This window comes from Rhodanobacter sp. Col0626, from assembly GCF_049994385.1.
In the GTDB taxonomy this organism is placed as follows: Bacteria; Pseudomonadota; Gammaproteobacteria; order Xanthomonadales; family Rhodanobacteraceae; genus Rhodanobacter.
In genome coordinates this window covers 666,957-691,604 of the sequence record NZ_CP188260.1, presented here as the reverse complement: position 1 = coordinate 691,604, position 24,648 = coordinate 666,957, and the positions used below count along the sequence as shown (strand labels likewise).

Below are 24,648 nucleotides of genomic sequence, written 5' to 3'. Positions count from 1 at the left end.
AGTGGCTCGATCAGCCGCCATGCACGGGGGACACCACGTAATGCGAGGCGACGACCACCTGCATGAAGGCATCAAGCAAGGCCCGGCGTGACGGATCGGCGGCATCGAAAGCCATCGACCAACTCAAGCGGACGCCGCTGGCCTGGCCGGGATCACAGAACACCACGACGTCATCCACACGGTCACTGCCCTGATAGACGGTTGCCTCGCACGGCATGCCCGGATGGCGCACGGCAAAACCCGAAGCCTTGCCCTTCGGATCGTGCTGCAGGTAACGCGTGCGATCCGCCTGTACTTCGGCCGCCAGCGTCGGCAACTTGCGCGGCGATACGTTGAGCACCATCACCCGCTGTGGCTTGCCGCTCCATTCACCTTGATACAAGACCGCATCGACACCGATCGCGCGCGCATAGGTGCAGCAGTCGCGCGTCCAGCCAGCCGGCGTGACCGCGGCGATTTCCCAGGCTGGCGCGTTGCCGTCGCGGGCACCGCGCGCCAGCACGTCGTCGTCGCCGCCGGCGTGGGCCAGCGTGGCGAACAGGCACAACACCGCCAGCAGGACGCGCCGACTCACGGCTTCCACCGGTAGCCCACGCCGTGCACGGTCTCGATCGCGTCGAATTCGGGTGCCACCGCGATGAACTTCTTGCGGATGCGCTTGATGTGCGAGGTGATGGTGGCGTCGTCCACCACCAGCTCGGCTTCGCGCATCAGCTGGTCGCGATTCTTCACGTGGCCGGGGAAGCGGATCAGTGTGTGCACCATCCAGAACTCGGTGACGGTGAGCGGAATCTCCTCGCCGTTCCAGGTGATCCGCATGCGTTCGGATTCCAGTTTCAGCGGTCCGTGCTCGATCACCGTTTCGCTGGACGCCGGCGCCTTCAACGACTCGATCCGGCGGAACAGCGCGGCGATGCGCGCCGCCAGCTGGTGCAGGCTGGTGTCCTTGCTGAGGTAATCGTCGGCACCCAGGCGCAAGCCGGAGATCACGTCGAAATCCGAGTCGCGCGCGGTGAGGAAGATCAAAGGCAGCGTGGCCGACTTTGCGCGCAACTCGCGGCACAGGTCGAAACCGCCTTCGGGTTCGTCGCCCAGGCCAATGTCGATGATCACCAGCTCGGGCAGGCGCATGGCGAACGCACTGGACGCCTCCTGGCGCGAACCGTAACCGCGGGCGTCGTAACCGAAGCGATTCAGCGCCTCGACGTAATTGGCACGGATCAACGGTTCGTCCTCGACGATGGCAATGCTGCGGCCCATGGCGCGCTCCCTGTAGTGATGGACGCAGCGTGCTATGCGGGCAACCATCGCGCAAGGCGTATGGCATGAGTGCCCGTGATTTGCCTTGGAAAAGACCCCGAAGAAGCTGATTCGACGCTATCTGGATGCCGCAGGCACCGCCTGCAGATCACCAACGATGACGTGCCCCTCCCAGCCATCGAAGAGTTGTCCCGCATAGACCTCCAGGCGCTTCGCCACGAAGACGGCGCTGACTTCCCCGCCGCCGCAGGCCGAAGCAAGACCTTCGAATGACCAATAAACGGGCAGAGGCTCGATTTTTCCCACGGTCAGCCCGGCAATACAGGTCTGTTGGCCGTTGGTCTGGCGCCGGGCAAGCAACGCATCATGCTCATGCCTGAATCGCAGTGCCGCGCGGCGTGCAGCGCGCTGATCACCATAAGTCGGCAACATCGAACGCCACAATTGCTGAGCGCTCGCCTGCTCTTGTGGCGTGGCCTGTTTCCACGCGGAAGCGAATACCGCCAGATAGGTCGGATCCTTGCGCTCCGATGCCAGCCCGAGCCAGGCGAGTCCGCGCGCGCGGTCCCGCGGCTGGAGATCGCCCTTGTAGTAGCCCACGCCCAGCAGGAACTCGGCAGGCTTGCTTCCCCAACTGGCCGCGATTTCGAGCATCGATCTGGCCCGGTCATATTTCCCGAGCGCCACATCGCGAACGCCGACGCAGTGGTAATAGACTCCGGGAAGAAAGCGCTCGACGCCTGGCAGGCAATTGAGTTTGGCCAGCTGATCGACGCTTCGATCGATCTTGAACTCGGGCGCCGCCGTGCTGGCTGATGCCGGCGATCCCATGGCCGGCATCTGCTGCCGGGCCAGACTGCCTTGACTCGCCGCAGCCAGCCCCAAAGCCGCTGCGGACACCAGCGCCCATTTGTTCCATCCAGGAAAAGTCATACGAATCATCCATTTTCTGCTGACAGTGGATTCGAGCTTACACGCGCCACCTTTTGTACGCCAACGCCTCGATCGAGAACGACGACGCCACAAAATCGACAGATGCCGCCTCCATCGCGCCCCATCCGGGACAGGCTCGCCACCTTGCGCTCCGCTTCAATGGTTCCACGTTCAACCGGAGCAAATCCCATGCATATATCCGACCAGACCGATGTGGATCCGAATGCCGAGTTACGGCATTTCGAGCCACTACGGGTCGTGCTGGCGATTGGCGCGCTGGTGCTCGGCCTTCTGCTCAGCGTTCATTGAAATGAACGCCGCGCATCAACCCCGTTTCAATCCGCTTTCTCCTGGACAACTCGCCGTGGAAGGCATGCGCGAGTGCGGCGCGAAGGGAATCGCGCCGCACGTGGAACGCGAGGCCGATCCCGACTGGCAGCCCGTATAGCCGCTCACATTCCGTCCGACATGGTGGTTCCTTTCCCCTCCGAAACGAGGGGATTTTTTCTGAACAGTGTGGAGCTCCGACTTTCCCCTGTTCATAATTCTTCCGGAACCAAACCGGGCGGACCCGGTCAGATCTTGTGATTGGTAACGTTCCATTGCCGTGGAACGTGCCGGTACGGCTACTGATTCATAGGGTCGTACCGGCACACCAATCAATGGTGTTTCCTCTCACGTCTCCGACGACGTTTTATCCCGGCCAGCTGTTCACTGAGCCGGGATTTTTATGGGCGGAGGTTGGTGGCGAACCCTGGCGGAATCAGCCGATCGCCTTGCGCATGGCATCGATCTCGGCGCGATAGTCCGTCGCATGGAAGATCGCCGAGCCCGCCACGAAAGTATCCGCACCCGCGGCGGCGATCGCGCCGATATTCTGCGCAGTGACGCCGCCATCGATCTCGAGCCGGATCGTGCGGCCGCTGGCATCGATGCGTTCGCGCGCCTGGCGTAGCTTGTCCAGCGCGCCAGGGATGAACTTCTGCCCGCCGAAACCGGGGTTGACCGACATGATCAGGATCAGGTCGAGCTTGTCCATCACATAGTCGAGGTAATCCAGCGGCGTGGCCGGATTGAACACCAACCCGGCCTGGCACCCCGATTCCTTGATCAGTCCCAGCGTGCGGTCGATGTGTTCGCTTGCTTCCGGATGGAAACTGATCAGGCTGGCGCCGGCCTTGGCGAAGTCCGGCACGATGCGATCGACCGGCTTGACCATCAAATGCACGTCGACCGGTGCGGTAATGCCGTACTTGCGCAGCGACTGCAGCACCATCGGGCCGATCGTGAGGTTCGGCACGTAGTGGTTGTCCATCACGTCGAAATGCACCCAGTCGGCACCGGCCGCCAGCGCAGCGGCCGTGTCCTCGCCCAGTCGCGCAAAGTCGGCGGCGAGGATGGAGGGGGCGATGATGGGGGATTGCTTGGTCATGTCGGTTGCCGGGGATGAGGGAAGAATGAGGAGTCGCGAAAACTACGCCAAGTCTGCCACGACGCTGCCACTTGCTCCTCCGCTGCTCGCAGGGGGAGGTTGCGCTTTTGATTTGAAGATCAAGAGCGACCCCACCCCAGCCTTCCCTGCAAGCAGGAGAGGGCGCACAGCCGTCTACTTGAAGCCGCGTGCTTCCTTGATCCGGTCGTACGCGGCATTGATCTCGCTGGCGCGTGATTCGGCGCGCTTGCGCATGTCTTCGGGCAGGTCGCCGAGGCGATCGGGGTGGTGCTCGGAAATCAGTTTGCGATAGGCGCGCTTTATCGCGCGGTCGTCAGCGCCGCGGTCGATGCCAAGCACCGCGTAGGGATCCGGGCCCTGGGTCGTGCGCTGTGGCGGCACATAGCCGCCACCGTTTCCCTGGCCGTGGCCATGGCTGCGCTGTCCGCCGCCGGCGTTCCACGCGTAGCCCTTCATCGCCATCAACGCCATCAGCTCCATGTCGCTGATCCGCAGCGCGAATGCCAGCTGGCGCAGGATCGACATTTTCTCCGGTGCGGGGTTGCCCTCGGCCAGCACCGTCTCGATCACCACGTCGAGCACCGGAAACGCATGGTCGCGACGCAGGCCGACCCAGTTGCGCAACGCGGTGATGGTCTGGGTGACGTCGAACTCCGGCTGTTTGCCGAGATTGAAGCTGACCACCGCTTGCTTGCGCAGCTCGGCATCCAGGTTCATCCGGGTCATCAGGCGTTCGGCGATCGCGATCTCCTGCTCCGATACGCGGCCATCGGATTTCGCCACCGCACCGAGCAGGGTGAATAGCGGCCCGACGAAACCACCCGCTTCCGGGGTCGCGTTCTTGCGCTGGCTGTAGCGCATGTTGTCGAAGATGAAACCGACCACCGCTCCGGTGATCGCGCCGGGCAGATGACCGATGATCAGCCCGAAAAAGGCAAACCACAGCGTGTAGGAAAAACTCATGGGTGATCCTGCGGCTGCGGCGATTGGACGCTGTACCACTGCGCCAGTGCGTCGAGATCGGCATCGCTGACCGGTCCGATCGCGGCGCGCATCACCGGCACGTCGCGGCGACCGTCGCGATACTGCTTGAGGGCATCGCGCAGGTAATCCAGCCGCTGGCCGGCGAGGTTCGGCACGCCGGGCATGCTGGCGTGGCCGCTGGCGCCATGGCAGGCCGCGCATAACCCGAGGCGGGCCGGCGCGACCTGGGCACGGGCATGTGTCGGGATGGCAGCGGCCAGGCAAGTGGCCGCGATCAATGAGATACGCATCGGCAACAAATGGGGCTAAAGGTCGCCAATTCTAGCAGTCCGCCCGGAATCCCCGGCGCGGCGTTTCCGGCGCCCCGGCCGCAGCGGCTAGAATAGGCCGCTTCACCACCCGTGGAACCTGCTGCCGTGCCCACCACCCTGTTGCAATCGAACCTGTCCGGCCTGGAACTGATCCATCGCGGCAAGGTGCGCGATGTGTACGCGCTGGACGACGATCGGCTGTTGATGGTCGCTACGGACCGGCTCTCTGCGTTCGACGTGGTACTGCCTAACCCGATCCCCGGCAAGGGCGAGATGCTCACCCAGATCTCCAACTTCTGGTTCGTCAAGACCGCGCATCTGGTACCCAACCATCTACTCGACGTGCCGCTGGCCGAGGTGTTGCCGCCCGGCACCGACCTGGCCCTGTACGAGAAGCGCGCGGTAGTGGCGCGGCGTTTGAAACCGGTGCCGGTCGAAGCGATCGCCCGCGGCTACCTGATCGGCTCCGGCTGGAAGGATTACCAGGCCACCGGCGCGCTCTGCGGCATCGCGTTGCCGGCGGGCCTCGAGCAGGCACAGCAGTTGCCGGCACCGATCTTCACGCCGTCGACCAAGGCCGCCGTGGGCGACCACGACCAGAACGTCAGCTATGACGTGGTGGTCGACGCAATCGGCGCGGAGCTGGCCGGCAAGGTGCGCGATGCCACCCTGGCGATCTACCGTTGGGCGGCCGCCTATGCGGCCGAACGCGGCATCATCATCGCCGATACCAAGTTCGAGTTCGGCACGGATGTCACCGGCAAGCTGTACGTGATGGACGAGATGCTGACGCCGGATTCCTCGCGCTTCTGGCCCGCCGATGAATACCGCGTCGGCATCAGCCCGCCCAGCTACGACAAGCAGTTCGTGCGCGACTGGCTGGAGACGCAGGACTGGAACAAGACCGCGCCCGGCCCGGTGATTCCCGATGAGGTGATCGCTCGTACCGCCGCCAAGTACGCCGAGGCATTGCAACGACTGGCCGGCATCCGGCTGGACTGATGAACGCCTGGCTCACGCTGGCCCTGGCCATCCTCGCCGAAGTGATCGGCACCAGCGCGCTGAAGGCCAGCGAAGGCTTCAGTCGGCTGCTGCCCAGCGTGGTGGTGATCGCCGGCTACGGCCTCGCGTTCTACTTTCTCAGCCTCACGCTGAAGCAGATTCCGGTGGGCATCGCCTATGCGGTGTGGTCGGGCGCCGGCACGGTGCTGATCACCCTGATCGGCGTGCTGGCTTTCCGCCAGAGGATCGACCTGGCTGGCATGCTCGGCATCGCGTTGATCGTTGCTGGCGTGCTGGTGCTGAACCTGTTATCCAAGAGTGGTGCCCATTGAAGGCACTATCCATGAGGGCTCCGAAAATGCGCGACATGCAGAGCTGGCTCGACAGTTACAGCGGGGATCACCAGAACCCGACCAATCGCCTGTTCCACTGGTTCTGCGTGCCGCCGATCGTGTGGTCGGTGATCGCGTTGCTGTGGGCGATCCCGGTGCCGGCCGCGTTTGCCCGGCCCGGCGCCTGGGCGGTGCTGGTGATGGTGCTGGCGTTCTACTGGTACTGGAAACATTCGCGCCGGCTGGCCGTCGCCTTGCTGGTCGCCTTCGCCCTGCTCGGCCTGCTCACCCATGTCCTGTATGACAGGCTCGGCGGCGTCTCGCTGTGTTACCTGGCCATCGGCGTGTTCGTGGTCGCCTGGATCGGCCAGTTCATCGGCCACAAGTTCGAGGGGCGCAAGCCCAGTTTCCTCACCGACCTCGCCTACTTGTTGATCGGTCCGGCCTGGTTGATGGCCAAGCTGCTGCGCGCACTGGGATTCAAGCAAATCACATGACCACCCTGCTTACCGTGATCAGCAGCCTGCTGTGGTGGGTGCTTTACAGCAGCATGGCTGCACTGGTGTTTGCCCTGATCGGCTGGTCCGTCATGCGCTGGACAGAACGCTGCAGCGTGGTGTTCAACCGCATCTACCTCGCCTGCCTGCTGTGGACGATGCTGGGTATGCTGCTTGTCGTCGGCGTGGCCGCTTACGAGGGGCAACTGCATCCGCCGTATGCCGCCTTGCTGAGTTCCGGCCTGCTGCGTTGCGTGCTGGTACTGGACATGCTCATCGGCACGGTGCTGCTGTGGCGGATGGTGCCGCGCGTCGATGCCCGCCGCATCCGCCCCGGCAGCGCCTGCATGGCGGTGGCGGTGATCATGGCGGTCAGTTTCGGGGTCGCCACCAGCCTGGCGTGACCGGCTGACGCCGCACGCCCGGCCTGCGCGGTCGGGCGCCCGCGCACGGCCAGTTCACGCCGGCCTGCAATGCATCATCGGCGCACGGCCTGCCGGTTCGCCGCAGTCACCGCCTCGACAAAACCGGCAAACGGAATATCGGTGATCCCCACCAGCCCGATATGGCTGTTCTCGCCATCGAGCAGGCGGCCGGTGACGGGCTGGTCGGTGTACTGGAACCAGTGCGCGCCGACGATATCCGGATTGCCCGCTGCCGCAGCCATGAACTTTGCGTAAGCCTCCCCACGCTGCTGCTCGTTCCATACCGACACCACGCCCTTGCCGAACGGACCGCGGTCATCGGAACCGAAATGGAATTCGCCGATCAGCACCGGCTTGTCCAGCGCATGCATGGCGGCGGCATCGAAGCCGTGCTGCGGCAGGTCGGCGTAGATGTTGAAGCTGACCACGTCGCAATACTGCGCGCAGGCAGCGACGGCTTCAGGCGTGTTCACCGCGAAGCGGCCGCCGAGGAAAAGATGGTGCGGATCGTGTCGATGGATCGCTTCGGCCACGGTGCGGAAATAGGTATCGGCATAGTGGCGCAGCCACGCGCGGTAGTCGGCGGCGATCGCAGGGTGTGCCTCGTTCGGCACGGGTGCGGCGAAGCCTGTGACGTTCAGTGCAGCCCATGAATCGAGTGCGATGCCCCACGCGGAAGCCAGCGTTTCCGGCGCCACATACTGCTTGCGCAGCATGGCGATGAACTCCTGTTTGGCTGGGCTCTTCGCGTCACCTGCCAGTGTGCCGAGCGCGAGGCCCCAGCGTCCCTGCGGGCCACTGCCGGCCCACGCCAGTTCGTTGTCGGCGAAATAGCCCAGCAGCCAGGGATCGTCGCGCACGTCCGCACTTGCCTTCGTCACCGCCGCCTCGGTGGCTTGCACGAAGCGCGGATCGAACGGGTCGGGCATGCGGCCCCAATAGTCGAAGCCGCTGGCGACGTTGGCGTAGACGCCGGCAATGTTGATCGAGCGCGTGTAGGGCAGACGATGCGCCTGACCCAGCGCCGGATCGCTCCAGTTGCCGACCGTATTGAACCCCCAGGCCTGCAGGCGATCCAGCGTGCGCTTGCGCCATGCCGCGGACCAGTCGTGGCCATCAACCCGATACACGTTGGCTGCGTAAAAATCGAACCAGCGGCCGTGATTGAAGCCGATACCCTGACTGGCGCCCTGGTCCGCGCGACGACTGTCGCTGCTGCCGTAAAACGCCGCCCACTCACCGCTGTCCGGCGGCAGGTCGCCGAACTGGAACTCGCGACCTTCGACATAGCTGCGACCGCCATCGATGGCCACCGCGTTGACGCCTAGCGAGAAAAAGGCGTGACCGTCGGGCGTCACCAAGTGCCATCGGCCACCCTGCTTCTGCGTGTGGAACCAGCCGGCACGCTTGAGGTCATGGACGTCCAGACGTCCACCATACGGATCCGGCCCGCTCGACCCGGCTTTGTCGGGCCTGGTGACGCGCGCGCGCAGCGCGGCGTCGGAATCGATCTTCTCTGGCCACTTCGCCCGAGCGAATTGTCCATAGCGGTCGACGATGCCGGCATAGGCGTGACGCAGCGTGGGCGAACCCGATGCAGTGTCGACCCGGCCAAAGAGCAGGGTCTGCGTGGCCTGTGGTGACGGCACGCCGAGTCGGACGGCGGTGACATGGCGCAGGTCCAGCGCACCTTGCACCGTCGTCGCCAGCAGGGTCGGTCGGCCGTGGTCGTCGAAAGGCATCGGCGGACCCACCTGCATGCCTTCGCCACGTGGCGAAGTTGCCTGCAACGGGATCACCAGCGTCTGCGCCGGTCCGGCCGGCACGCCCACGGTCGCCTGCAATTGCTGTCCGGGTTTCACGCCGTCGATCGCGACGCTGAGCGTCACCGCCCACGGCATGGCGTTTTGCACGCGCAGGCGCAGCTCGCCTTGCGTCGACCAGTCCCAGTTGCCGTCAGCGAGCGCAATCACCAACTGCGGATGACCTGCCGGCTGGAAGGCGTAGCGTTGTTGCGCGACGCCATCGCTGGCCTGCTCGACCGCTCCGGTGCGCTGCACATGGTCGAGCGTGAGGTGCACCGTCGCAGTGGGGCTGGCCAGATCGACCACACTCGGCCCGGCGGTCGCATGGCAGGCAGCCAGGCCGAACAGGCAAGGTAGCCAGGTCAAGAGATGACGTTTCATCGATGGGCCACCTTCGCGTCGAGTGTGGGAGCGGCTTCAGCCGCGATGTCTCTTCGGCGGCCATCGCCACAGCAGCCGTCCCTAAAAAAAGCATCGCGGCTGAAGCCGCTCCCACAGGAGATCAGGCGGAGCGCCGACCCGACCACCATTGCCAGCCGTAATACACCGGCACGCCCAACGCGATGATCGCCAGGCTCATGCCGGCATCGCCCGGCGCGTGGATCGCGCTGGCCACGATCACGCCGAACACGGTGATCACGAAGATCAGCGGCAGGAGCGGATAGAACGGTACGCGGTACGGCGCCGGCTGGTCGATGAAATGCCTGCGATACCAGAACAGCGTGCCGATGCCGAACACGTGGCCCAGCCACTCGCCCACGGTGGTGTAGTTGAGCAGCTGGTTGAAGCTGCCCGATACGGTCAGCACGATCGCCCACGCACCGAGCACGGCCAGTGCGATCTGTGGCGAGCGCGTACGTGGGTCGACGCGCCCGGTGGCGCGGAAGAACACGCCGTCCGCGCCCATGGTCTGCAGCACGCGTGCACCGCCGGCGATCGCAATGCTGCAATAACCGAAGGTGGAGCAGGCAATGCCGACCTCGATCACGGTGGCACCGTGCGCGCCGAACAGCTTCTGCATCAGGTCCGCCGCTGGCGCAATGCTGGTCGCGAGGCCGGCATGGCCAAGCCCCGCCAGGTACGCGAAGTTGACCAGGACATAGCAGAGCACCACGCCGGCCATGCCCATGCCCAGTGCGCGCGGCAAGGTGCGCTGCGGATTGCGTACTTCGCCGGCCAGGTCGTTGAGGTAATGAAAACCGCCATAGGCAAACAGCACCGGCAGCAGGGCGCCGGCAAAGGCCCACGACGACACCGGCTGCGTGGTATCCGGCACCAGCGTCAGTCCCAGCTGGCCATGCGCCAGCACCAGGCCGGCCACCACCAGCAAGGCAATCGCCAGCACCTTCAGCACAGTGAAGATGTTCTGCATCCATGCGCCGGCGCGAATGCCGAACAGGTTGATGCTGACGATGAACACGATCGCGCCGACCGCGATCGGCATTTCGTAGAGCCGGCTGAGGCCGATCGCCCGGCAGAAATAGACGGCGAATTTCGTCACCACCGCGGCCACGCTGCCGGGGTAGTTGATCAGCGCCATGGTCCAGCCAAACAGGAACGCCGGCAGCAGGCCAAACGCCTCGCGCAGGTACACATAGATGCCACCGGCCTGCGGTCGCCGTGCGCCAAGTTCGGCGTAACACAGCACCCCGGCCAGGGTGAGCAGGCCGCCGATCGCCCACAACACCAGCACCTGCATGCCCGATGACGTGTTCTGAGCCACCGTGGCCGGCGTGATGAAAATACCTGCCCCGATGACGCCGCCGATGACAATCATCGCGGCGTCCCAGGTGTTCAGGCGACGGGCATAAGCATTGGCGGGTTCGGTCAGCATGGCGGCTACCTTGCCATTGTCCGTACCGTTTCAGCCAGTCCCGTGTGACATGGACCGTTTTGGCGACGGCGCGGCGCCCCCTGTCTTCTGGCAAATTGACAAGCCACAGCGGCCCCGGAAGACTGTCGACGGCAGCGCGTCGTGCGCTGCACGTTCATGGCGCAGCGACGACCTCGTTGCGTCATCGCCTCCGAGGGGTGCTGCAGCGGATCGCCATCCGCCACGCTCGACAGGTGAATCCGTCACAAGGGCGCCCTATCCGGTTACTGGAGGTGTCGCCATGTCCACCCGCGCTGATTATCGTCTCGCCTTTGCTACCTCGGCCGAACATCCGTCGATCCAGCCGGATGACAAACATCTGGCTTCCTCGCTGGAACACCTCGGTGTCGCGCCGGTCGTCTGCGTGTGGAACGACCCGAACATCGACTGGTCGGCGTTCGATGCGGTGCTGATCCGCACCATCTGGGATTATTTCAAGCACCACTCGGCGTTTCTCGCGTGGCTGGACCGGCTGGACCGCCTGGGCGTTCCCACCATCAACGACAGCCGGTTGCTGCGCTGGAACAGCGACAAGCGCTACTTGCTCGAACTTTCGCAACACGGCGTCGCCATCATCCCGACCCGGCTGGCCAGTGCGGCCGCATTGCCGGAGGTACTGGCGACGATGCCGGGGCAGCAAGTGGTGATCAAGCCGACCATCAGCGGTGGTGCCTGGCACACGCTGCGCGGCACGGTCGGTGACGCGGAGTTCGCCGCCGCGGCAGCGCGCCTTCCGCGTGAACTTGACTACCTGGTGCAACCCTTCGTGCCGGAGGTCGTCAGCGCCGGCGAGTGGTCGCTGCTGTATTTCGCCGGCGAATTCAGCCATGCGGTGATCAAGCGCCCAGCCAGCGGCGACTATCGCGTCCAGGGTGAGCATGGCGGCAGCGCGGAGCCAGCCCGGCCCGATGCCGCCACGCTGGCCGCGGCCGATCGTGCGCTGGCTGCCGTCGCCGCGATCGGCCATGGCGATCACGCCTACGTTCGCGTGGATGGTGTGGTGAGCGAAGGCGGTTTCCTGGTGATGGAACTGGAACTGATCGAACCGTTCCTGCATTTGGCTGCACATCCGCTGGCAGCCGAGCGGCTGGCGCGGGACGTGGCCGATCGACTGGCTCACGCCCGTCCAGCGGCACCGACCGCCGTCGCTTCCTGACATGGCGCCCGTGACGGATCAGCAGCGTCCCGACGCCGTCGCGGGCTCTTCTTCGCGCTGGCTGCACGTGCTGTCGTGGATGGGCTCGCTGGCGATGTTTGCGCTGGCCTTGTGGCTGCTGCATCGTTACCTGACCGGCCTCGCCTGGCACGACGTGGTTGCCGCCTGGTCACAGTTGCCGGCCCGGCGCATCGCGTATTCAGTCGCGGCGGCGGCCGTCAGTTTCGCGATGCTGGCGATGTTCGACGTACTGGCGGCCCGCACGGTGGTGGGCGCACGGATTTCGGCCGGGTTTGCAGCGTTCGCCGGCGCGGTCACCCAGGGTATTTCGAACACGCTGGGTTTCCATGCGATCACCGGCGTCGCACTACGCTATCGCATCTATGCCACGGCCGGACTCGGCACCGGCGACATCGCGCGCATCGTGGGGCTGGCAGGGTTTGGCGTGGGGCTGGGCTTCGTCGTGGTGGTCGCCGGTGCGCTGTGCTGGCAACCCGCCATCACGCAGGGTTGGGGTCGCCTGCCGGGCGTGGGCTTGCTGCTGCTGTTGCTCGCCTTGCTGGTCTGGCTGGCCCGACGCCCAGCCACCTTCAAGCTCTGGCGCTGGGACCTGGCGTTGCCGAGCGCGGGAACGGCGGCGGCGCAGATGCTGATCGGCGGCATCGAGATGCTGGCCGCGATCAGCGCGCTCTACGTGCTGTTGCCGGCGGGCGTGGCGCCGCCGTTCGTCGACTTCCTGCCGATCTATGTCGGTGCCGTGCTGGCCGGCATCGTCAGCCATTCACCCGGTGGCATCGGTGTGTTCGAGACGATCATGCTGGCGTCGTTTCCGCCGCAGGCGCGGCCGGAACTGCTGGCGGCGATGATGTGCTACCGACTGATCTACAGCCTGCTGCCGTTCGTGCTGGCCAGCATGGCACTGGGTGGATTCGAATGGCGCCTGCGGCGTCGGCGTCGAGGCGGCTGACCCGGCTCGACGCATCCCGCGGGCAGCGGGCGTCAGTTGGACGGCGGATAGCGCCGGATCAAGCGCTGCTGGTGCAAATGGTGCCGCGCCAGCGCCAGCATGCCGATCGGCCGGTGTCCGCGCGCGCGGTTGGCCGCACCCAGCGCGAACATCAGCCGCTGCTTGGCGAATACCATCCGGTAGACCTGTCGTATCGAATATTTCGGATCCCACGCATGCACCGCCTCGGCACCGGCACCGTTCACCTCCATGATGGTGAAGCGGCCGCAGCGCAGGTCCTGCAGGGTGCGATAGCGCACGTCGAAACGGCCGGCGTGGAATTGCGGCATGTCATGCGCAATCGCATCGATCGCGGTGAGCAGTTCCTCACCGGCAAGCGCCGATCCGTCCTCGTAACGGCCGCCCACCCGGGTCGATCCGATCAGCGACAGTCGCACGCTGTCGCCGGCTACCGGCACCTCCTCGGGATCATGCTGGCACTCGTGCTCCCGCGGATGGCGCATCGCGCGGCGCAGGCGTGTGTCGGCATCGATCAGCTGCGCCACGCTATGCACGCCGTCGCCGACGACCTGCGGATAGTGGCGTAGAAGGATGCCCAGCAAGCGGCCTCGCGGCTGGTCCGGGTGACGCACGTAGAAGATGCCCGCCTCGCCCGGTTCGTCCAGGTAGCGCTGCAGCATCAGCGACTCACCGACCGGATAACGGGCCAGGTAGTCGGCCAGATCCAGCGCATCGTCGAGCCGGCGCACGCCGAAGCCACACCAGCCAAGATCCGGCTTGGCCACCACCGGAAACCCCAGTCCGGCGGCCCGCATCGCCGACAGCGCGGCCGCCAGCTTGTCCGCTCCCTCCACCCGCAGCACCACGTAAGACGCCACGTGCGAACGCGCCAGCGCACCCATGCCGGCGAAGTATTCCGACTTGGTATCGCCCACCAGCCCGCCGGCGGTGATCTGCGGATTGGCCGCCGATGGCAGGGTGAGGCTGCGATGGCGCAAACCCAGCCAGCACCATTGCAACACCATCGGCACCAGGTTCAGCCACTTGGGGATGCGCTCCATCGTGCCCACCCGCGGCGCGGTCCGCGCCAGCGGCGGCCGCGCATCGAGGGCCGTGGCGACGGGCTCATTCATGCCCGATCACCTTGTAATGGATCGGCTTGTACGCAAAATTGTTGGATTGCCCGGCCGAACACGCGGTGAGCCCGACCAGCAGGTCCATGTGCGCCTCGAACACGATGTGGTCGCCAGCCTGGCTCAGCGGCGGCTCCACGCGGATCATGCCGGTTGCCGCGTCCACCGGTACATTCATGAAAATGTTGAACGCCGTGGGTATCGCGTCCGGCGTGACGCCATAGGGCACCAGCGCCTCGCACAGATTGCCCAGGCAGCCACGATGCGGCTCGGCGTCACCGTAGATGATGCGGAACATCTCGGACGAACACGGCGACAGCAGGAAATCGTGCCGACCGACCGTATCCTCGACGATGCGCAGCATGATGCGGCTGCGGTTCGAATAGATCGGATCGCCCGTGCTGAGGTAGATGCTGCTGGCGTAGTCGATGCTGCGCCCGGAAGAGATCGCCTCATGCACATCGTGCCGGTTGAACGCGACCATGTCGGCCACCTGTTCGCCCTGCGGATCGATCACTTTCAACCGCTCGCCACGTTTCAGTTCGAACGCCACGCCGCTGCGCGGAGCGATGACCTTGATCATCGCCGGCCACCCGCGTCACTGCCGTGAAAAGGGCAAACCCATTGCGTGTCGACCTCGCGTCCGCTGTATTGGCGCGCCTCCGAACTCTTGCCATGCACGGCAAGCATCGGATTCGCCGAGCCCGAATAGGCGATGTCGCGCTGGATGATCGCCTGGCGCAATTTTTCGTAGCGTCCGTCCGCGCGCAGCCGCTCGAACTGGCTATGCAAGTTGAACACCAGCACCGGGCAGCGAAAGCGCCGCGCCCGCCGGCTGGCCGCCGGGTGCAAACCCACCACGTAGAACGCCTTGCCACCGACGCTCATGCTGAAACGCGCCGAGGCCGGGTCATCGCTGACGCTGGTGTCCCAGCCAAAGCGGACGCGATCGATGGCGTGGATCGCTTCCAGGCGCCGCCATAGCGCCATCTCAAAGGCCTCTTCCGACAACCTCGCCGAGCAGGGAAACAGCACCGCGAGGCTGACGAACAGACTCTGTCCACCGACCTCTGCCGCGAACGCCTGCAGACGATCGGTGATGCGCCGATCGTCGCGCGCGTCGACAATGTTATGCGCGCACAACGTGCGCAGGCGACGACGCCCCTGCGATGCTTTCGCGCCGAGGCACGGAAACCCGGGTTGCCTTACGAACGCGTCGAACGCCCGCACGGTCCCCTCCACCATGGAAGACCATGTCGGATTGCCGTTCGCCTGTGTTCCACGCGCCAGTGATTGCATTGCCATCGCGTACCGTCAGCCGGACCAGCAGCCCGGTCCATTGCCGACAGACGGTACGTGCAGCAACGGTTAGCGAACGTGAAGGCCCGCTCCTGCGCCCCGTTCGGCGTCGTCCTTCGCGGTCGCTAGAATGAACGCATCTCCCTTCTTTCCGGCCGCGCCGTTTGTCCTCCGCCCCACGCAAGATTCTCCACGTCGACATGGATGCGTTCTACGCATCGGTGGAGCAGCGCGACGACCCGTCATTGCGCGGCAGGCCGGTGGCCGTGGCGTGGCGCGGTGCGCGTTCGGTGGTGTGCGCGGCCAGCTATGAGGCGCGCGTGTTCGGCGTGCGTTCGGCGATGCCGGCCATCCGCGCCGAACGCCTGTGCCCGCAGCTGGTCTTCGTGCCCCCGGATTTCGTGCGTTACAAGGCGGTGTCGCGGCAGATCCGCGAGATCTTTGCGCGACACACCGACCTGATCGAGCCGCTCTCGCTGGACGAGGCCTATCTCGACGTTACCGTGACGAAGACCGACCTGCCCTCGGCCACCGCGACCGCCGAGGCGATTCGCTCGGCGATCCGCGAAGAAACCCAACTGACCGCCTCAGCCGGTGTGGCTCCCAACAAGTTCCTGGCCAAGATCGCATCGGATTTCCGCAAACCCGACGGCCTGTTCGTCGTGCGGCCCCATCAAGTCGAAGCCTTCCTCACCCCGCTTCCAGTCGGTCGCCTGCCCGGCGTGGGCAAGGTGATGGAAGCGAAGCTGGCTGCCCTCGGCATCACTACCGTGGGCGAGCTGCGCGCCTTTGCGCAAGTGATACTGGAGCAACGTTTTGGTCGCTGGGGCAGGCGCCTGCACGAACTCTCGCGCGGCATCGACGAACACGCCGTGCAACCCGAACGCCCGACCCTGCAGATCTCCGCCGAAGACACGTTCGAACACGACCTGTTGCTGGAGGATCTCGAACCGCACATCCGCCGGCTCGCCGAAAAGGCCTGGGCCGGCTACCAGCGCGAGGATCGCCGCGTGGCACGCACGGTGGTGCTGAAACTGAAAACCGCGGACTTCCACACGCTGACTCGCAGCCTCACCCCGGCGCAGCGGCCGATGTCGGCGAACGAGATGGCCGACATCGCCTGCGCCTTGCGCGAGCGCGTCGAACGTCCCGTCGACAGTCGTTACCGGCTGGTTGGCGTGGGCCTGGCCGGCTTCGTCGCGCAAGACAGCTACCAGGCGCAGACGGATCTGTTTGCGTCCTCGGGCGAGGATCAGGACACGCCGGGAAGGCCGTACTCGAAATCGTAGGAATGCTTGCCATCGGCGATCGTGATCGTCAATTGGCCCACCAGCCCCTGCAATGCGTCGGTGCCGGAATCGGGCACCACGGTGATGCTCAGCTGCGGCGCGCCACGCGTCATCGTGCCACTGTGCTGCAACGCGAACGTACCGCTGCGACCGTCGAGCGTGCCGCTGACTCGCTCGAGCGCGACGTAGCCAGCCGAGCCCTGCACGTCGGTGCCGGCAGCCAGCATCTGGCCCTTGCCGATCGCTTCGAGGTCACCGTGAAACTGCTTGTCCAGCGCCATCCGGCCGATGCTGGCGTCGCCAACGCCGTCCTGCGCGGACTGCGGAGTCATTTTCACGTCGAAGGTGCCGCGGGCATGCATGGTCATGGTCTTTCCTCAAGGCGGAATGCGCTGAAGCCTAACCGATCACGACTCCCGTTCGCTTCCGAAACGCGGCAGGTTCCAGTGAAAACGCAGGGCCAGAAAGCGCAGCGCAAAGCAGAACAGGATCGGCAACCAGGTCGCCCACACCGCCGGCCACCGATAATGTTCGCCGACCACGGCCAGCGCCGCGCCGGCAAACGCCGCCAGCGCATAGATCTCCTGCTGCAGCACGACCGACACGCGTGCCAGCAATACGTCACGCGCCATGCCGCCGCCGATCGCGGTGATCATGCCAAGCAGGATCGCCACTTCCGCGTTGTGGCCGAACAGCAACGCCTTGTGCGCGCCATATACCGCGAACAGGCCCAGCCCCATCGCGTCGAACAGCCGCACCGGATAGGTCAGCCGCTCTACCCAGCGATACGCGACGATGGTGAGCAGGGCCGCGACAATCGCCGTAAGCAGGTAGCGCCAGTCGGACAGGCCCGCCGGCGGAATCGCGCCAATGCACAGATCGCGCGCGATGCCGCCACCGCAGGCGGTGATGAAGGCGATCGCAAGGATGCCGAACAAGTCGAGATTGCAGCGCCTCGCCGCCGTCGCGCCACTGATCGCGAACGCGAACGTGCCAGCCAGATCCACCAGGTTGAACAACGTGTGCTCGTTCATGCGACCACTCATCCTGTGGGCAGGTCAACCATGCAGTCCATGGCCATGTGTTGCGTTCCCAGTATCTGCAGCGCTATCTGTTCGGGTTCGGCTATCCACTCAATCGCCGCATCGCGCTGGCTGCCCGCGCCGTCATTGAACTCTACCCGCCCATGCCCTGGATGCGTGATTGTGCTGGCGCGTCGTGCTTTTCGGCGAATCGGTAAAGAGCATCGCGCGCAAGCGCGCTCCTACAGGTCGAGCACCGCATCCAGCCCGCGATGCAGGCCGACCAGGCCGGAAACTTTGCGTATCGCCAGCAGCGCACCGTCCACGTAGGGTTTCGCGCTGCTACCGGCGTTGTGGTGCAGGCGCAGCGTCTGGTCCGGCATGCCGAAAATCACCTCGGCGCCGAGCACGAACCCGGGCAGCCGCACCGCATGCACCTGGCTGCCGGCCAGCGTGCCGCCACGCGTTTCCGGCACACCGGAGGTCTGCTCCAGCGGCACCTCCAGTTGCGGATGGCGCACCTTGCCCATGCGCCCGGCCAGTTCGCGCACCGTGCCGCTAGGCGCATCCGGTTTGCCGGCGTACGCGTAATCGATGATTTCCCATTGCGGAATGATCTTCGCAGCCATCTCGGCGAACTTGATCAGCAGCACCGCGGTCAACGCGAAGTTGCCGCAGGCCAGCGCTCCACGCTGTCGCTCTCGCGCCAGCGCATCGATCTGCGCATAGTCTTCGTCGGTGAGGCCCGAAGTGCCCACCACTACGTGCGCATCGCGCTCCAGCGCGGCGAGGATGTTGGCTTTCGCGCTGGCCGGCCCGGTGTACTCGACGAAAACGTCGCAGGGCTTTGCCAGCGCTTCGGCAGCACTGGCAAAGATCGTTGCATCAAGCCGGCTCTCGCCCAGTACATCGCCGAGTTTCTGTCCGGCACGCCGTCGCGCCACCGCGGCAACAAGATTGAGATCAGCGGCATTGGCCATTCCGCGCGCCAGTTCGGAACCGGCCCAACCAGTGGCGCCGGCGAGGCATATCTTCAAGGTCATCGGATGGACCTGGATCGACAGAGGAGTGACGCAGCGTACGGCGAATGGGCTGCGTCATCCATAGGGGCACTGCATGGACACGACATGACCGACAGGCGTGGCCGATCAGTCGTAGACGTCGTGGCAACGCCGCTCAGTGGTGTAGTAGGTCTTCTTGTCCTGCGCATTTTTCTGCACGCGGTTGCCCACGTAACCGCCGGCGACCGCGCCGCCAACGGTGGCCAGGGTTTTGCCCTTGCCGCCGCCTACCTGATGGCCCAACAACCCACCGGCAACCGCGCCAACGCCGGTGCCGATGATGCGGTGGTCGTCCTTCGAGCCATTGTGCTTGACCTGCACGTTTTCGCAGACCTCACGATGACGCCCCTGCGCCTGTACTGGCGCCATGGTGAGTGCGGGCACCGCCAAGGCAAGCGAGGCCACCAGAAGCAATGACTTGTTCATGCGCTTTCTCCGACACGATGAGAGACAGGAATAACCGGAGCGGCGTGACGCCGCGGTCAAGTTTTCCTCAATCTCATGCGCATCCGGATCAGCTAAGCTCTGCGTTCGCGAATCACGTTGTACAGGGCTACTCCATGCATTTCGAATTGCCGAAACTGCCCATGCGCGGCTTCAAGGATTTCGCCAAGCATTACCTTATGATCGTGCTCAGCATCCTCACCGCACTGGGACTGGAGGCATGGATCGAGCATGCGCATCACCAGAGTTCAGCCGAGGTGGCCAGCGCGCAGATCGAGGCGGAGATCCGCGCCAATCTGGCCGAAGTCGATGCCGATGCCAAGGAGGACGCCAGACAGGTGCAGCGTCTGGACGAGATCCGCGAGGCGGTGACCCGGGATCTCAAGTCGAACATGCCGGAAAACCTGGCGAGCCAGCACATTCTCGCCATGACCAAGAGTGGCTTCGACCTGCACCTGAAGTTTCCGACACTACGCCACGAAGCCTGGGACGTGGCGGTGGCCAACCAGTCGGCTAGCTGGATCGAGCGCGCGCGCATGCAGCGCTATTCGGCCGCTTACGCCAACGCACGTGACAGCGTCACCTTGATGACCGAGGACACCGCGATCCTGATGAACGGCACGGGCATGGTGGACACCATCGCCGACATGGAGACCGGCCAGGTGCAGCCACGCCAGTTCCTGCACGTCGTCAGCCAGATGCGCGCGATGGTCGAGCAGACCACGCAGAACCTGCAGGTGCTGAAGAAACAACTCGAAGCGGCCCTTCCCGATGCCGATCACGTGTCCACCAAGGCCGTTCACGCACCCTGATTCACCCGCCGGCTTTGCGGAGGTGCCTTCCAGCATCCGGCTCGCCGCGGATGGGGTACGCTCCGCGTTCGCGGCCCACCGCTCGGAGCGACTCCATGCACTTCGAAGTACCGAAACTGCCCATGCGCGGCGTCAAGGATTTCGCCAAGCACTATCTGATGATCGTGCTCAGCATCCTCACGGCATTGGGGCTGGAAGCGTGGATCGAACATGTCCATCACCGGCACGCTGCCGAGCTGGCCAGTCATCAGATCGAAACGGAGCTGCGGGCGAATCTGGACGGCCTGCAGGCGACCTATCTGACCAATCAGAAACGCATTGCGTCACTGCAGCAACTCGATCAGGCCATCAGCACCGATATCCGCGCCAACCTGCCCGCCAACACGATCAACCAGCACATCCAGGCGCGCAAGGCCCAGTTCAACCTCAGTCTCGACTGGCCGATCTTCGGCAACCAGGCGTGGGACGTGGCGGTGGCCAATCAGTCCGCCACCTGGATGGACAGCACCACGCTGAACAATTATTCGGCTGCCTACAGCAAGCAGCGCGACGCCGCGAACTGGATGACCCAGGACAGCACGCTGTTCCTCGATGCGCCGTTGATGGCAAATCTGCGGACCCGGATCGACCTGGGACGCGAGATCGACCCCATCGAGTTCGTCTCCGTGCTGCATCAGATGATCATCACCTCGACCGAAACGCAGTCGCACCTCAAGCAGGTCGGGTCGCAGTTGAAGAGCGCGTTTTCGAGCGAGAAGGGCTGCAACTGACTGCTGCGGAATGCGACGTCCACCCGCCGGACCGGCGCGTCGACTGATGCGGTTGTTTTAGTCCTTCCCGGTGGCGCTCAGTTTAATGCGCTACTTTCGGGGTGGGCGCGTAGGAAGCACTCAAAACACACCGATAGACCGCAAGCGGCATCTGCCCATCATGGCACGGCGCTCATCCACGCGTGCCAAGTCCATCGTTGGCTCGGGTACCAGACTGCCGTCTTTCGCCAGCATGAACTGCGATGCGTAGAGCTGCGGTTTGCCTTGATTACGCAGTACGCGATCCGTGAGCATGGCTACGTCAGCCTTGCGCACACCACTGGTAGCCAGCCGCGACTCCAGTGCCTTAATACCGTTGCCTGGAACGCCGGATCGCGATCCGCGTGCTGCACCAGCAACCATGCATGGGAAATCCCCTCACCACCGACGTCATCCACGGCCGGAAATCCCCGGGTGGCGACAACACCCTTCAACCACGAGAGATTGCCGGCATCCACCGCCAGCACCGCCTCGTTCGCCGCTTTGTCGCGCATATCGGTAGCGGTCGATGCATTGCGCGCCGTCTCGTCAGCCGCTGCCCGCACGGCCAGCTCATGCCGCAACGCCGGATCGGAATAGTGACGCCGGTCGTCGCGCGCTGGTGCCCCGTTGCCGCGCGGATGCGTGGCCGCCCAGGCCGCAAGACCGGGACAGGCCTTCATCAACGCAGCATCGTCATCGTCAGCTCTGGCCGCCGGCGACAGCAACGATGTGGACAGGAGCAACAGCAACAGCGGAACCATCCTTGACACGCACAACCTCACTTTTTCTTCGGAAGGTACAGATCTATGATCGTACCTTCGTAGACTTCCGCCGCCATGCCCACCGACTCGCCCAAGGTCCGGTGCGGATGGATGGTGAGCGCGATGTCGGCTGCCTCGCTGCTCGAGACACTGGCCGAGCGCTTGCGGCAAGCAATCGTCGCGAGAACGGAAGCTGGCGTTTCTGCAGAGTGACACCTAGCCACGGTTTCCAACAATTCATTTCGGATATGGAAATCGCGAAACCTTGCAAAGCACGTTGTTCCGGGGAAAGCCGGAATCCAGCACCCTTCGCTTTGTCAAAGGTTTGAAGCCCCTGGACTCTGATTTTGGCAAGATGACGATGTTTTCATCGTCACGCGTGATCTGGTCAAAAATCCAGAGGCTGCTGAGGCGGGGCTGGCGGCCCAAAAGAAGGATCCATGATTACGCCTGTTCCGTCATCAAACTGCCCCGGCCCACGTCCCACCCCTTCTTTCACTGCAATTGTTTGGCGTCCTCTTTTCCACACGAATTTTGCGACACTCCATGTCGCTCCAAATCCATTTTGGTATGAATCGGAACCTGATTGCAGCGGGACTCCATATTTTTTGCTGAAGGCATCCACCACCGCAGCGAATGTACTGGGCGGCATTTGCAACGAAATTTTGTATAGCTTCCCGTCATAAAAACTGTACGTTATGTATCGAAGCTTGCGACCCGCAACCGTGCCGAGATTCTGGTTTACATCCCCTGGCGAGGCGTTACAGACAACCTCGCCCTTTTTAAGCTCAAGTAAAGGATCTCCCTCAAAGGCCCTCGTGGAGTCGGTACAGAGTGGCGTCGGAAATTTTTTCATCCTGAGGCCACCAAAAATCGTATGACCCGGCAATGGCCTATCCACCAACTCACCGCTTGCCACGCGCTTGAATTCCTCCAGACTCATTCCCAAGCGAGCCATCTTGAATTCATATGGCGCAGCAGAACCATGCACATCGACATGATTTGTCTGGGACTCCCTTGATCCGCCGTCAATCGCTTGTATGCCGCCAGAAGTGGACTGCTGCGCATGCACAGCGCAAGCCATAAAAATCGCGGCAATGCCGATGAATGCATATCGCTCAGGTTTCACGAGAACATCCTTTTTTTGGTTCATTTTCTGAGCGTGGAATACCTGCCACGCTTTTCCTCAACCGACCATGTCTGTTGAGGCGCAACTCACTTCTTCTTCGGGATATACAGATCGGTGATCGTACCTTCGTAGACTTCCGCCGCCATGCCCACCGATTCGCCGAGGGTGGGATGCGGATGGATGGTGAGGGCGATGTCGGCGGCCTCGCTGCCCATCTCGATCGCCAGCGCCAGTTCGGAAATCAGATCGCCCGCATGCACGCCGACGATGCCGGCGCCGACGATGCGATGGGTTTCCTCGTCGAAGATCAGCTTGGTGAAACCTTCGGTGCGGTCGATGCCGATGGCGCGGCCCGAAGCCGCCCACGGGAACTTGCCGACGCCGACCTTCAGGCCCTTTTCTTTCGCCTCGCGCTCGGTCACGCCGACCCAGGCGATTTCCGGATCGGTGTACGCCACCGACGGGATCACCCGCGCGTCGAAGTGGCTCTTGAGCCCGGCCACCACTTCGGCCGCGACGTGCGCCTCATGCGTGGCCTTGTGCGCCAGCATGGGCTGGCCGACCAGGTCGCCGATGGCGTGAATGTGTGCCACGTTGGTGCGCAGTTGCGTGTCGACGTTGATGAAGCCGCGCTCGGTCACTGCCACGCCGGCCTTGTCCGCGCCGATCGTGTTGCCGTTCGGCGAACGACCCACCGCGACCAGCACGCGGTCGAACAGCGTGGTTTCGGGCATGCTGTCGCCCTCGTAGCCGACTTCGATGCCTTTTTTCGTGGCCTTGGCGCTGACCACCTTGGTCTTCAGGTGCACACCCTTGAGCTTGCCACCCAGGCGCTTGGCCAGCGGCTTGATCAGGTCGGCGTCGGCACCGGGGATCAGCTGGTCCACGAACTCGACCACGGTCACGGCGCTGCCCAGTGCGGCATAGACGGTAGCCATTTCCAGGCCGATGATGCCACCGCCGACGACCAGCAGGTTCTTCGGCACGTCCTTCAGTTCCAGTGCGCCGGTGGAGTCCATTACGCGCTCGTCGTCCCATGGGAACGCCGGCAATTTCACCGACTGCGAACCGGCGGCGATGATGGCGTACTCGAAGCGGATCAGCTTCACGCCATCCTTCGTCTGGACTTCCATTTCGTATGGCGAGACGAAACTGCCGTTGCCCTCGACCGTGCGTACCTTGCGCGCCTTGGCCATGCCGGCGAGGCCGCCGGTGAGCTGGCCGACCACCTTGGTCTTGAAGCTGCGCAGCTTGTCGAGATCGATCTTCGGTGCACCGAAGCTGACACCGTGCGCAGCCATCGCTTCGGCCTCATCGATCACCGCGGCGGCGTGCAGCAGCGCCTTGGACGGGATGCAGCCCACGTTGAGGCAGACGCCGCCCAGCGTGGCGTAGCGTTCGACCAGCACCGTGTCGACGCCGAGGTCGGCCGCACGGAACGCGGCGCTGTAGCCGCCGGGGCCAGAGCCGAGCACGACCAGCTTGCATTCGATGTCAGCCTTGCGGTCGGAGGCTGCTGCAGCCTGCGGTGCCGGCTCACTCCCTCTGGCAGGGGAGGATTGGGGAGGGGTCGCGGCAGGAACGGCCGCCACCGGCGCAGCGGCCTTCGGCGCCTCCGGCTTTGCGGCTTCCGTCGGGGGCGCAGCGGCGGCATCGCCGGCAACCTCAAGCACGACGATCACCGCACCCTCGGAAACCTCGTCACCGACCTTCAGCTTCACTTCCTTGATCACGCCGGCGGCGCTGGAAGGAATCTCCATGGTCGCCTTGTCCGACTCCAGCGTGATCAGGCTCTGTTCCTTCGCCACGGTGTCGCCGGCTTTCACCAGTACCTCGATCACCGGCACGTTGTCATGGCCACCGATGTCGGGGACCTTGATTTCGATCGTATTGGCCATCGTCATCGCCT

Annotated in this window: 29 protein-coding genes; 9 read left to right on the top strand and 20 right to left on the bottom strand. The window is 64.3% G+C overall.

Annotated elements, in window-relative coordinates; genetic code table 11:
- Positions 1–10: 10 nt before the first annotated feature.
- From ACPPVV_RS02830 to ACPPVV_RS02805, 6 genes are all read right to left on the bottom strand, one after another.
- Positions 11–574, bottom strand: a complete 564-nt coding sequence (locus ACPPVV_RS02830; protein ID WP_426701968.1) for a hypothetical protein — start codon at positions 572–574, stop codon at positions 11–13.
- Positions 571–1,260: a proteobacterial dedicated sortase system response regulator gene (gene pdsR / locus ACPPVV_RS02825; protein ID WP_426701967.1), complete on the bottom strand. Its 690-nt coding sequence runs from the start codon at positions 1,258–1,260 to the stop codon at positions 571–573. Before pdsR ends, ACPPVV_RS02830 begins: the two co-directional genes overlap by 4 nt.
- Positions 1,261–1,377: 117 nt before the next feature.
- Positions 1,378–2,202, bottom strand: a complete 825-nt coding sequence (locus tag ACPPVV_RS02820; protein WP_426701966.1) for a hypothetical protein — start codon at positions 2,200–2,202, stop codon at positions 1,378–1,380.
- A gap of 754 nt (positions 2,203–2,956) precedes the next feature.
- A complete protein-coding gene (rpe, locus tag ACPPVV_RS02815) occupies positions 2,957–3,625 on the bottom strand; it encodes a ribulose-phosphate 3-epimerase (RefSeq protein ID WP_426701965.1) in 669 nt (222 codons plus the stop codon).
- 174 nt (positions 3,626–3,799) lie between these two features.
- Positions 3,800–4,609: a co-chaperone DjlA gene (gene djlA / locus ACPPVV_RS02810; protein ID WP_426701964.1), complete on the bottom strand. Its 810-nt coding sequence runs from the start codon at positions 4,607–4,609 to the stop codon at positions 3,800–3,802.
- A complete protein-coding gene (locus ACPPVV_RS02805; protein ID WP_426701963.1) occupies positions 4,606–4,920 on the bottom strand; it encodes a c-type cytochrome in 315 nt (104 codons plus the stop codon). The genes djlA and ACPPVV_RS02805 overlap by 4 nt, the downstream gene beginning before the upstream one ends.
- Before the next feature lie 126 nt (positions 4,921–5,046).
- Here ACPPVV_RS02805 and ACPPVV_RS02800 point away from each other — a divergent pair, with 126 nt between their 5' ends.
- From ACPPVV_RS02800 to ACPPVV_RS02785, 4 genes are read left to right on the top strand one after another with little or no spacing between them, the layout of a single operon-like run.
- Positions 5,047–5,943, top strand: coding sequence for a phosphoribosylaminoimidazolesuccinocarboxamide synthase (locus ACPPVV_RS02800; protein WP_426701962.1), 897 nt, complete (start codon positions 5,047–5,049; stop codon positions 5,941–5,943).
- Positions 5,943–6,275: a DMT family transporter gene (locus tag ACPPVV_RS02795; protein WP_426701961.1), complete on the top strand. Its 333-nt coding sequence runs from the start codon at positions 5,943–5,945 to the stop codon at positions 6,273–6,275. The genes ACPPVV_RS02800 and ACPPVV_RS02795 overlap by 1 nt, the downstream gene beginning before the upstream one ends.
- A 26-nt stretch (positions 6,276–6,301) precedes the next feature.
- Complete coding sequence (locus tag ACPPVV_RS02790; protein ID WP_426703148.1) at positions 6,302–6,772, top strand: DUF962 domain-containing protein; 471 nt, start codon at positions 6,302–6,304, stop codon at positions 6,770–6,772.
- Positions 6,769–7,176: a hypothetical protein gene (locus ACPPVV_RS02785; RefSeq protein ID WP_426701960.1), complete on the top strand. Its 408-nt coding sequence runs from the start codon at positions 6,769–6,771 to the stop codon at positions 7,174–7,176. The genes ACPPVV_RS02790 and ACPPVV_RS02785 overlap by 4 nt, the downstream gene beginning before the upstream one ends.
- A gap of 74 nt (positions 7,177–7,250) precedes the next feature.
- Here the strand turns inward: ACPPVV_RS02785 and ACPPVV_RS02780 are convergent, their stop codons facing one another.
- The gene (locus ACPPVV_RS02780; RefSeq protein WP_426701959.1) at positions 7,251–9,383 is read right to left on the bottom strand and encodes a beta-agarase; all 2,133 of its coding nucleotides are present in this window, start codon (positions 9,381–9,383) and stop codon (positions 7,251–7,253) included.
- Positions 9,384–9,504: 121 nt separating this feature from the next.
- Positions 9,505–10,836: an APC family permease gene (locus tag ACPPVV_RS02775; protein WP_426701958.1), complete on the bottom strand. Its 1,332-nt coding sequence runs from the start codon at positions 10,834–10,836 to the stop codon at positions 9,505–9,507.
- A gap of 280 nt (positions 10,837–11,116) precedes the next feature.
- Here ACPPVV_RS02775 and ACPPVV_RS02770 point away from each other — a divergent pair, with 280 nt between their 5' ends.
- Entirely contained in the window at positions 11,117–12,031 is a 915-nt protein-coding gene (locus tag ACPPVV_RS02770) for an ATP-grasp domain-containing protein (RefSeq protein ID WP_426701957.1), read from the top strand.
- A gap of 1 nt (position 12,032) precedes the next feature.
- Complete coding sequence (locus ACPPVV_RS02765) at positions 12,033–12,998, top strand: UPF0104 family protein (RefSeq protein ID WP_426701956.1); 966 nt, start codon at positions 12,033–12,035, stop codon at positions 12,996–12,998.
- Positions 12,999–13,030: 32 nt separating this feature from the next.
- On the opposite strand, the gene ACPPVV_RS02760 is transcribed toward ACPPVV_RS02765, so the two are convergent.
- From ACPPVV_RS02760 to gntA, 3 genes are read right to left on the bottom strand one after another with little or no spacing between them, the layout of a single operon-like run.
- The gene (locus tag ACPPVV_RS02760) at positions 13,031–14,131 is read right to left on the bottom strand and encodes a hypothetical protein (RefSeq protein WP_426701955.1); all 1,101 of its coding nucleotides are present in this window, start codon (positions 14,129–14,131) and stop codon (positions 13,031–13,033) included.
- A complete protein-coding gene (locus ACPPVV_RS02755; RefSeq protein ID WP_426701954.1) occupies positions 14,124–14,714 on the bottom strand; it encodes a DUF1989 domain-containing protein in 591 nt (196 codons plus the stop codon). The genes ACPPVV_RS02760 and ACPPVV_RS02755 overlap by 8 nt, the downstream gene beginning before the upstream one ends.
- A complete protein-coding gene (gntA, locus tag ACPPVV_RS02750) occupies positions 14,711–15,361 on the bottom strand; it encodes a guanitoxin biosynthesis heme-dependent pre-guanitoxin N-hydroxylase GntA (protein ID WP_426701953.1) in 651 nt (216 codons plus the stop codon). Before gntA ends, ACPPVV_RS02755 begins: the two co-directional genes overlap by 4 nt.
- A gap of 269 nt (positions 15,362–15,630) precedes the next feature.
- On the opposite strand from gntA, the gene dinB reads away from it, so the two are divergent.
- Complete coding sequence (gene dinB, locus ACPPVV_RS02745) at positions 15,631–16,719, top strand: DNA polymerase IV (RefSeq protein ID WP_426701952.1); 1,089 nt, start codon at positions 15,631–15,633, stop codon at positions 16,717–16,719.
- On the opposite strand, the gene ACPPVV_RS02740 is transcribed toward dinB, so the two are convergent.
- The 4 genes from ACPPVV_RS02740 to ACPPVV_RS02725 all read right to left on the bottom strand — a co-directional run bounded on the left by ACPPVV_RS02740 (position 16,683) and on the right by ACPPVV_RS02725 (position 19,228).
- The gene (locus ACPPVV_RS02740) at positions 16,683–17,087 is read right to left on the bottom strand and encodes a DUF3224 domain-containing protein (protein WP_426701951.1); all 405 of its coding nucleotides are present in this window, start codon (positions 17,085–17,087) and stop codon (positions 16,683–16,685) included. The two genes, dinB and ACPPVV_RS02740, sit on opposite strands and share 37 nt — an antisense overlap.
- Before the next feature lie 39 nt (positions 17,088–17,126).
- A complete protein-coding gene (locus ACPPVV_RS02735; protein WP_426701950.1) occupies positions 17,127–17,753 on the bottom strand; it encodes a trimeric intracellular cation channel family protein in 627 nt (208 codons plus the stop codon).
- Positions 17,754–17,983: 230 nt separating this feature from the next.
- Positions 17,984–18,784 (bottom strand): 4-hydroxy-tetrahydrodipicolinate reductase, encoded by an 801-nt coding sequence (gene dapB, locus ACPPVV_RS02730; protein WP_426701949.1) that lies wholly within the window; start codon positions 18,782–18,784, stop codon positions 17,984–17,986.
- Positions 18,785–18,889: 105 nt separating this feature from the next.
- On the bottom strand, positions 18,890–19,228 hold the full coding sequence (locus ACPPVV_RS02725) for a glycine zipper 2TM domain-containing protein (RefSeq protein WP_426701948.1): 339 nt from the start codon (positions 19,226–19,228) through the stop codon (positions 18,890–18,892).
- 134 nt (positions 19,229–19,362) lie between these two features.
- Between ACPPVV_RS02725 and ACPPVV_RS02720 the strand changes: the two genes are divergently transcribed.
- Together ACPPVV_RS02720 and ACPPVV_RS02715 are read left to right on the top strand one after the other, a co-directional pair.
- The gene (locus ACPPVV_RS02720; RefSeq protein ID WP_426701947.1) at positions 19,363–20,058 is read left to right on the top strand and encodes a hypothetical protein; all 696 of its coding nucleotides are present in this window, start codon (positions 19,363–19,365) and stop codon (positions 20,056–20,058) included.
- Positions 20,059–20,153: 95 nt separating this feature from the next.
- Positions 20,154–20,828, top strand: coding sequence for a hypothetical protein (locus ACPPVV_RS02715; protein ID WP_426701946.1), 675 nt, complete (start codon positions 20,154–20,156; stop codon positions 20,826–20,828).
- 120 nt (positions 20,829–20,948) lie between these two features.
- Here the strand turns inward: ACPPVV_RS02715 and ACPPVV_RS02710 are convergent, their stop codons facing one another.
- The 5 genes from ACPPVV_RS02710 to lpdA all read right to left on the bottom strand — a co-directional run bounded on the left by ACPPVV_RS02710 (position 20,949) and on the right by lpdA (position 24,637).
- Positions 20,949–21,122, bottom strand: coding sequence for a DUF6624 domain-containing protein (locus ACPPVV_RS02710; protein ID WP_426701945.1), 174 nt, complete (start codon positions 21,120–21,122; stop codon positions 20,949–20,951).
- Between the two features lie 2 nt (positions 21,123–21,124).
- On the bottom strand, positions 21,125–21,619 hold the full coding sequence (locus ACPPVV_RS02705) for a hypothetical protein (RefSeq protein WP_426701944.1): 495 nt from the start codon (positions 21,617–21,619) through the stop codon (positions 21,125–21,127).
- An 8-nt stretch (positions 21,620–21,627) separates the two neighbouring features.
- Positions 21,628–21,843 (bottom strand): hypothetical protein, encoded by a 216-nt coding sequence (locus ACPPVV_RS02700; RefSeq protein WP_426703293.1) that lies wholly within the window; start codon positions 21,841–21,843, stop codon positions 21,628–21,630.
- A 155-nt stretch (positions 21,844–21,998) separates the two neighbouring features.
- Positions 21,999–22,763 (bottom strand): hypothetical protein, encoded by a 765-nt coding sequence (locus tag ACPPVV_RS02695; protein ID WP_426701943.1) that lies wholly within the window; start codon positions 22,761–22,763, stop codon positions 21,999–22,001.
- Between the two features lie 62 nt (positions 22,764–22,825).
- Positions 22,826–24,637: a dihydrolipoyl dehydrogenase gene (gene lpdA / locus ACPPVV_RS02690; protein WP_426701942.1), complete on the bottom strand. Its 1,812-nt coding sequence runs from the start codon at positions 24,635–24,637 to the stop codon at positions 22,826–22,828.
- Positions 24,638–24,648: the final 11 nt, after the last annotated feature.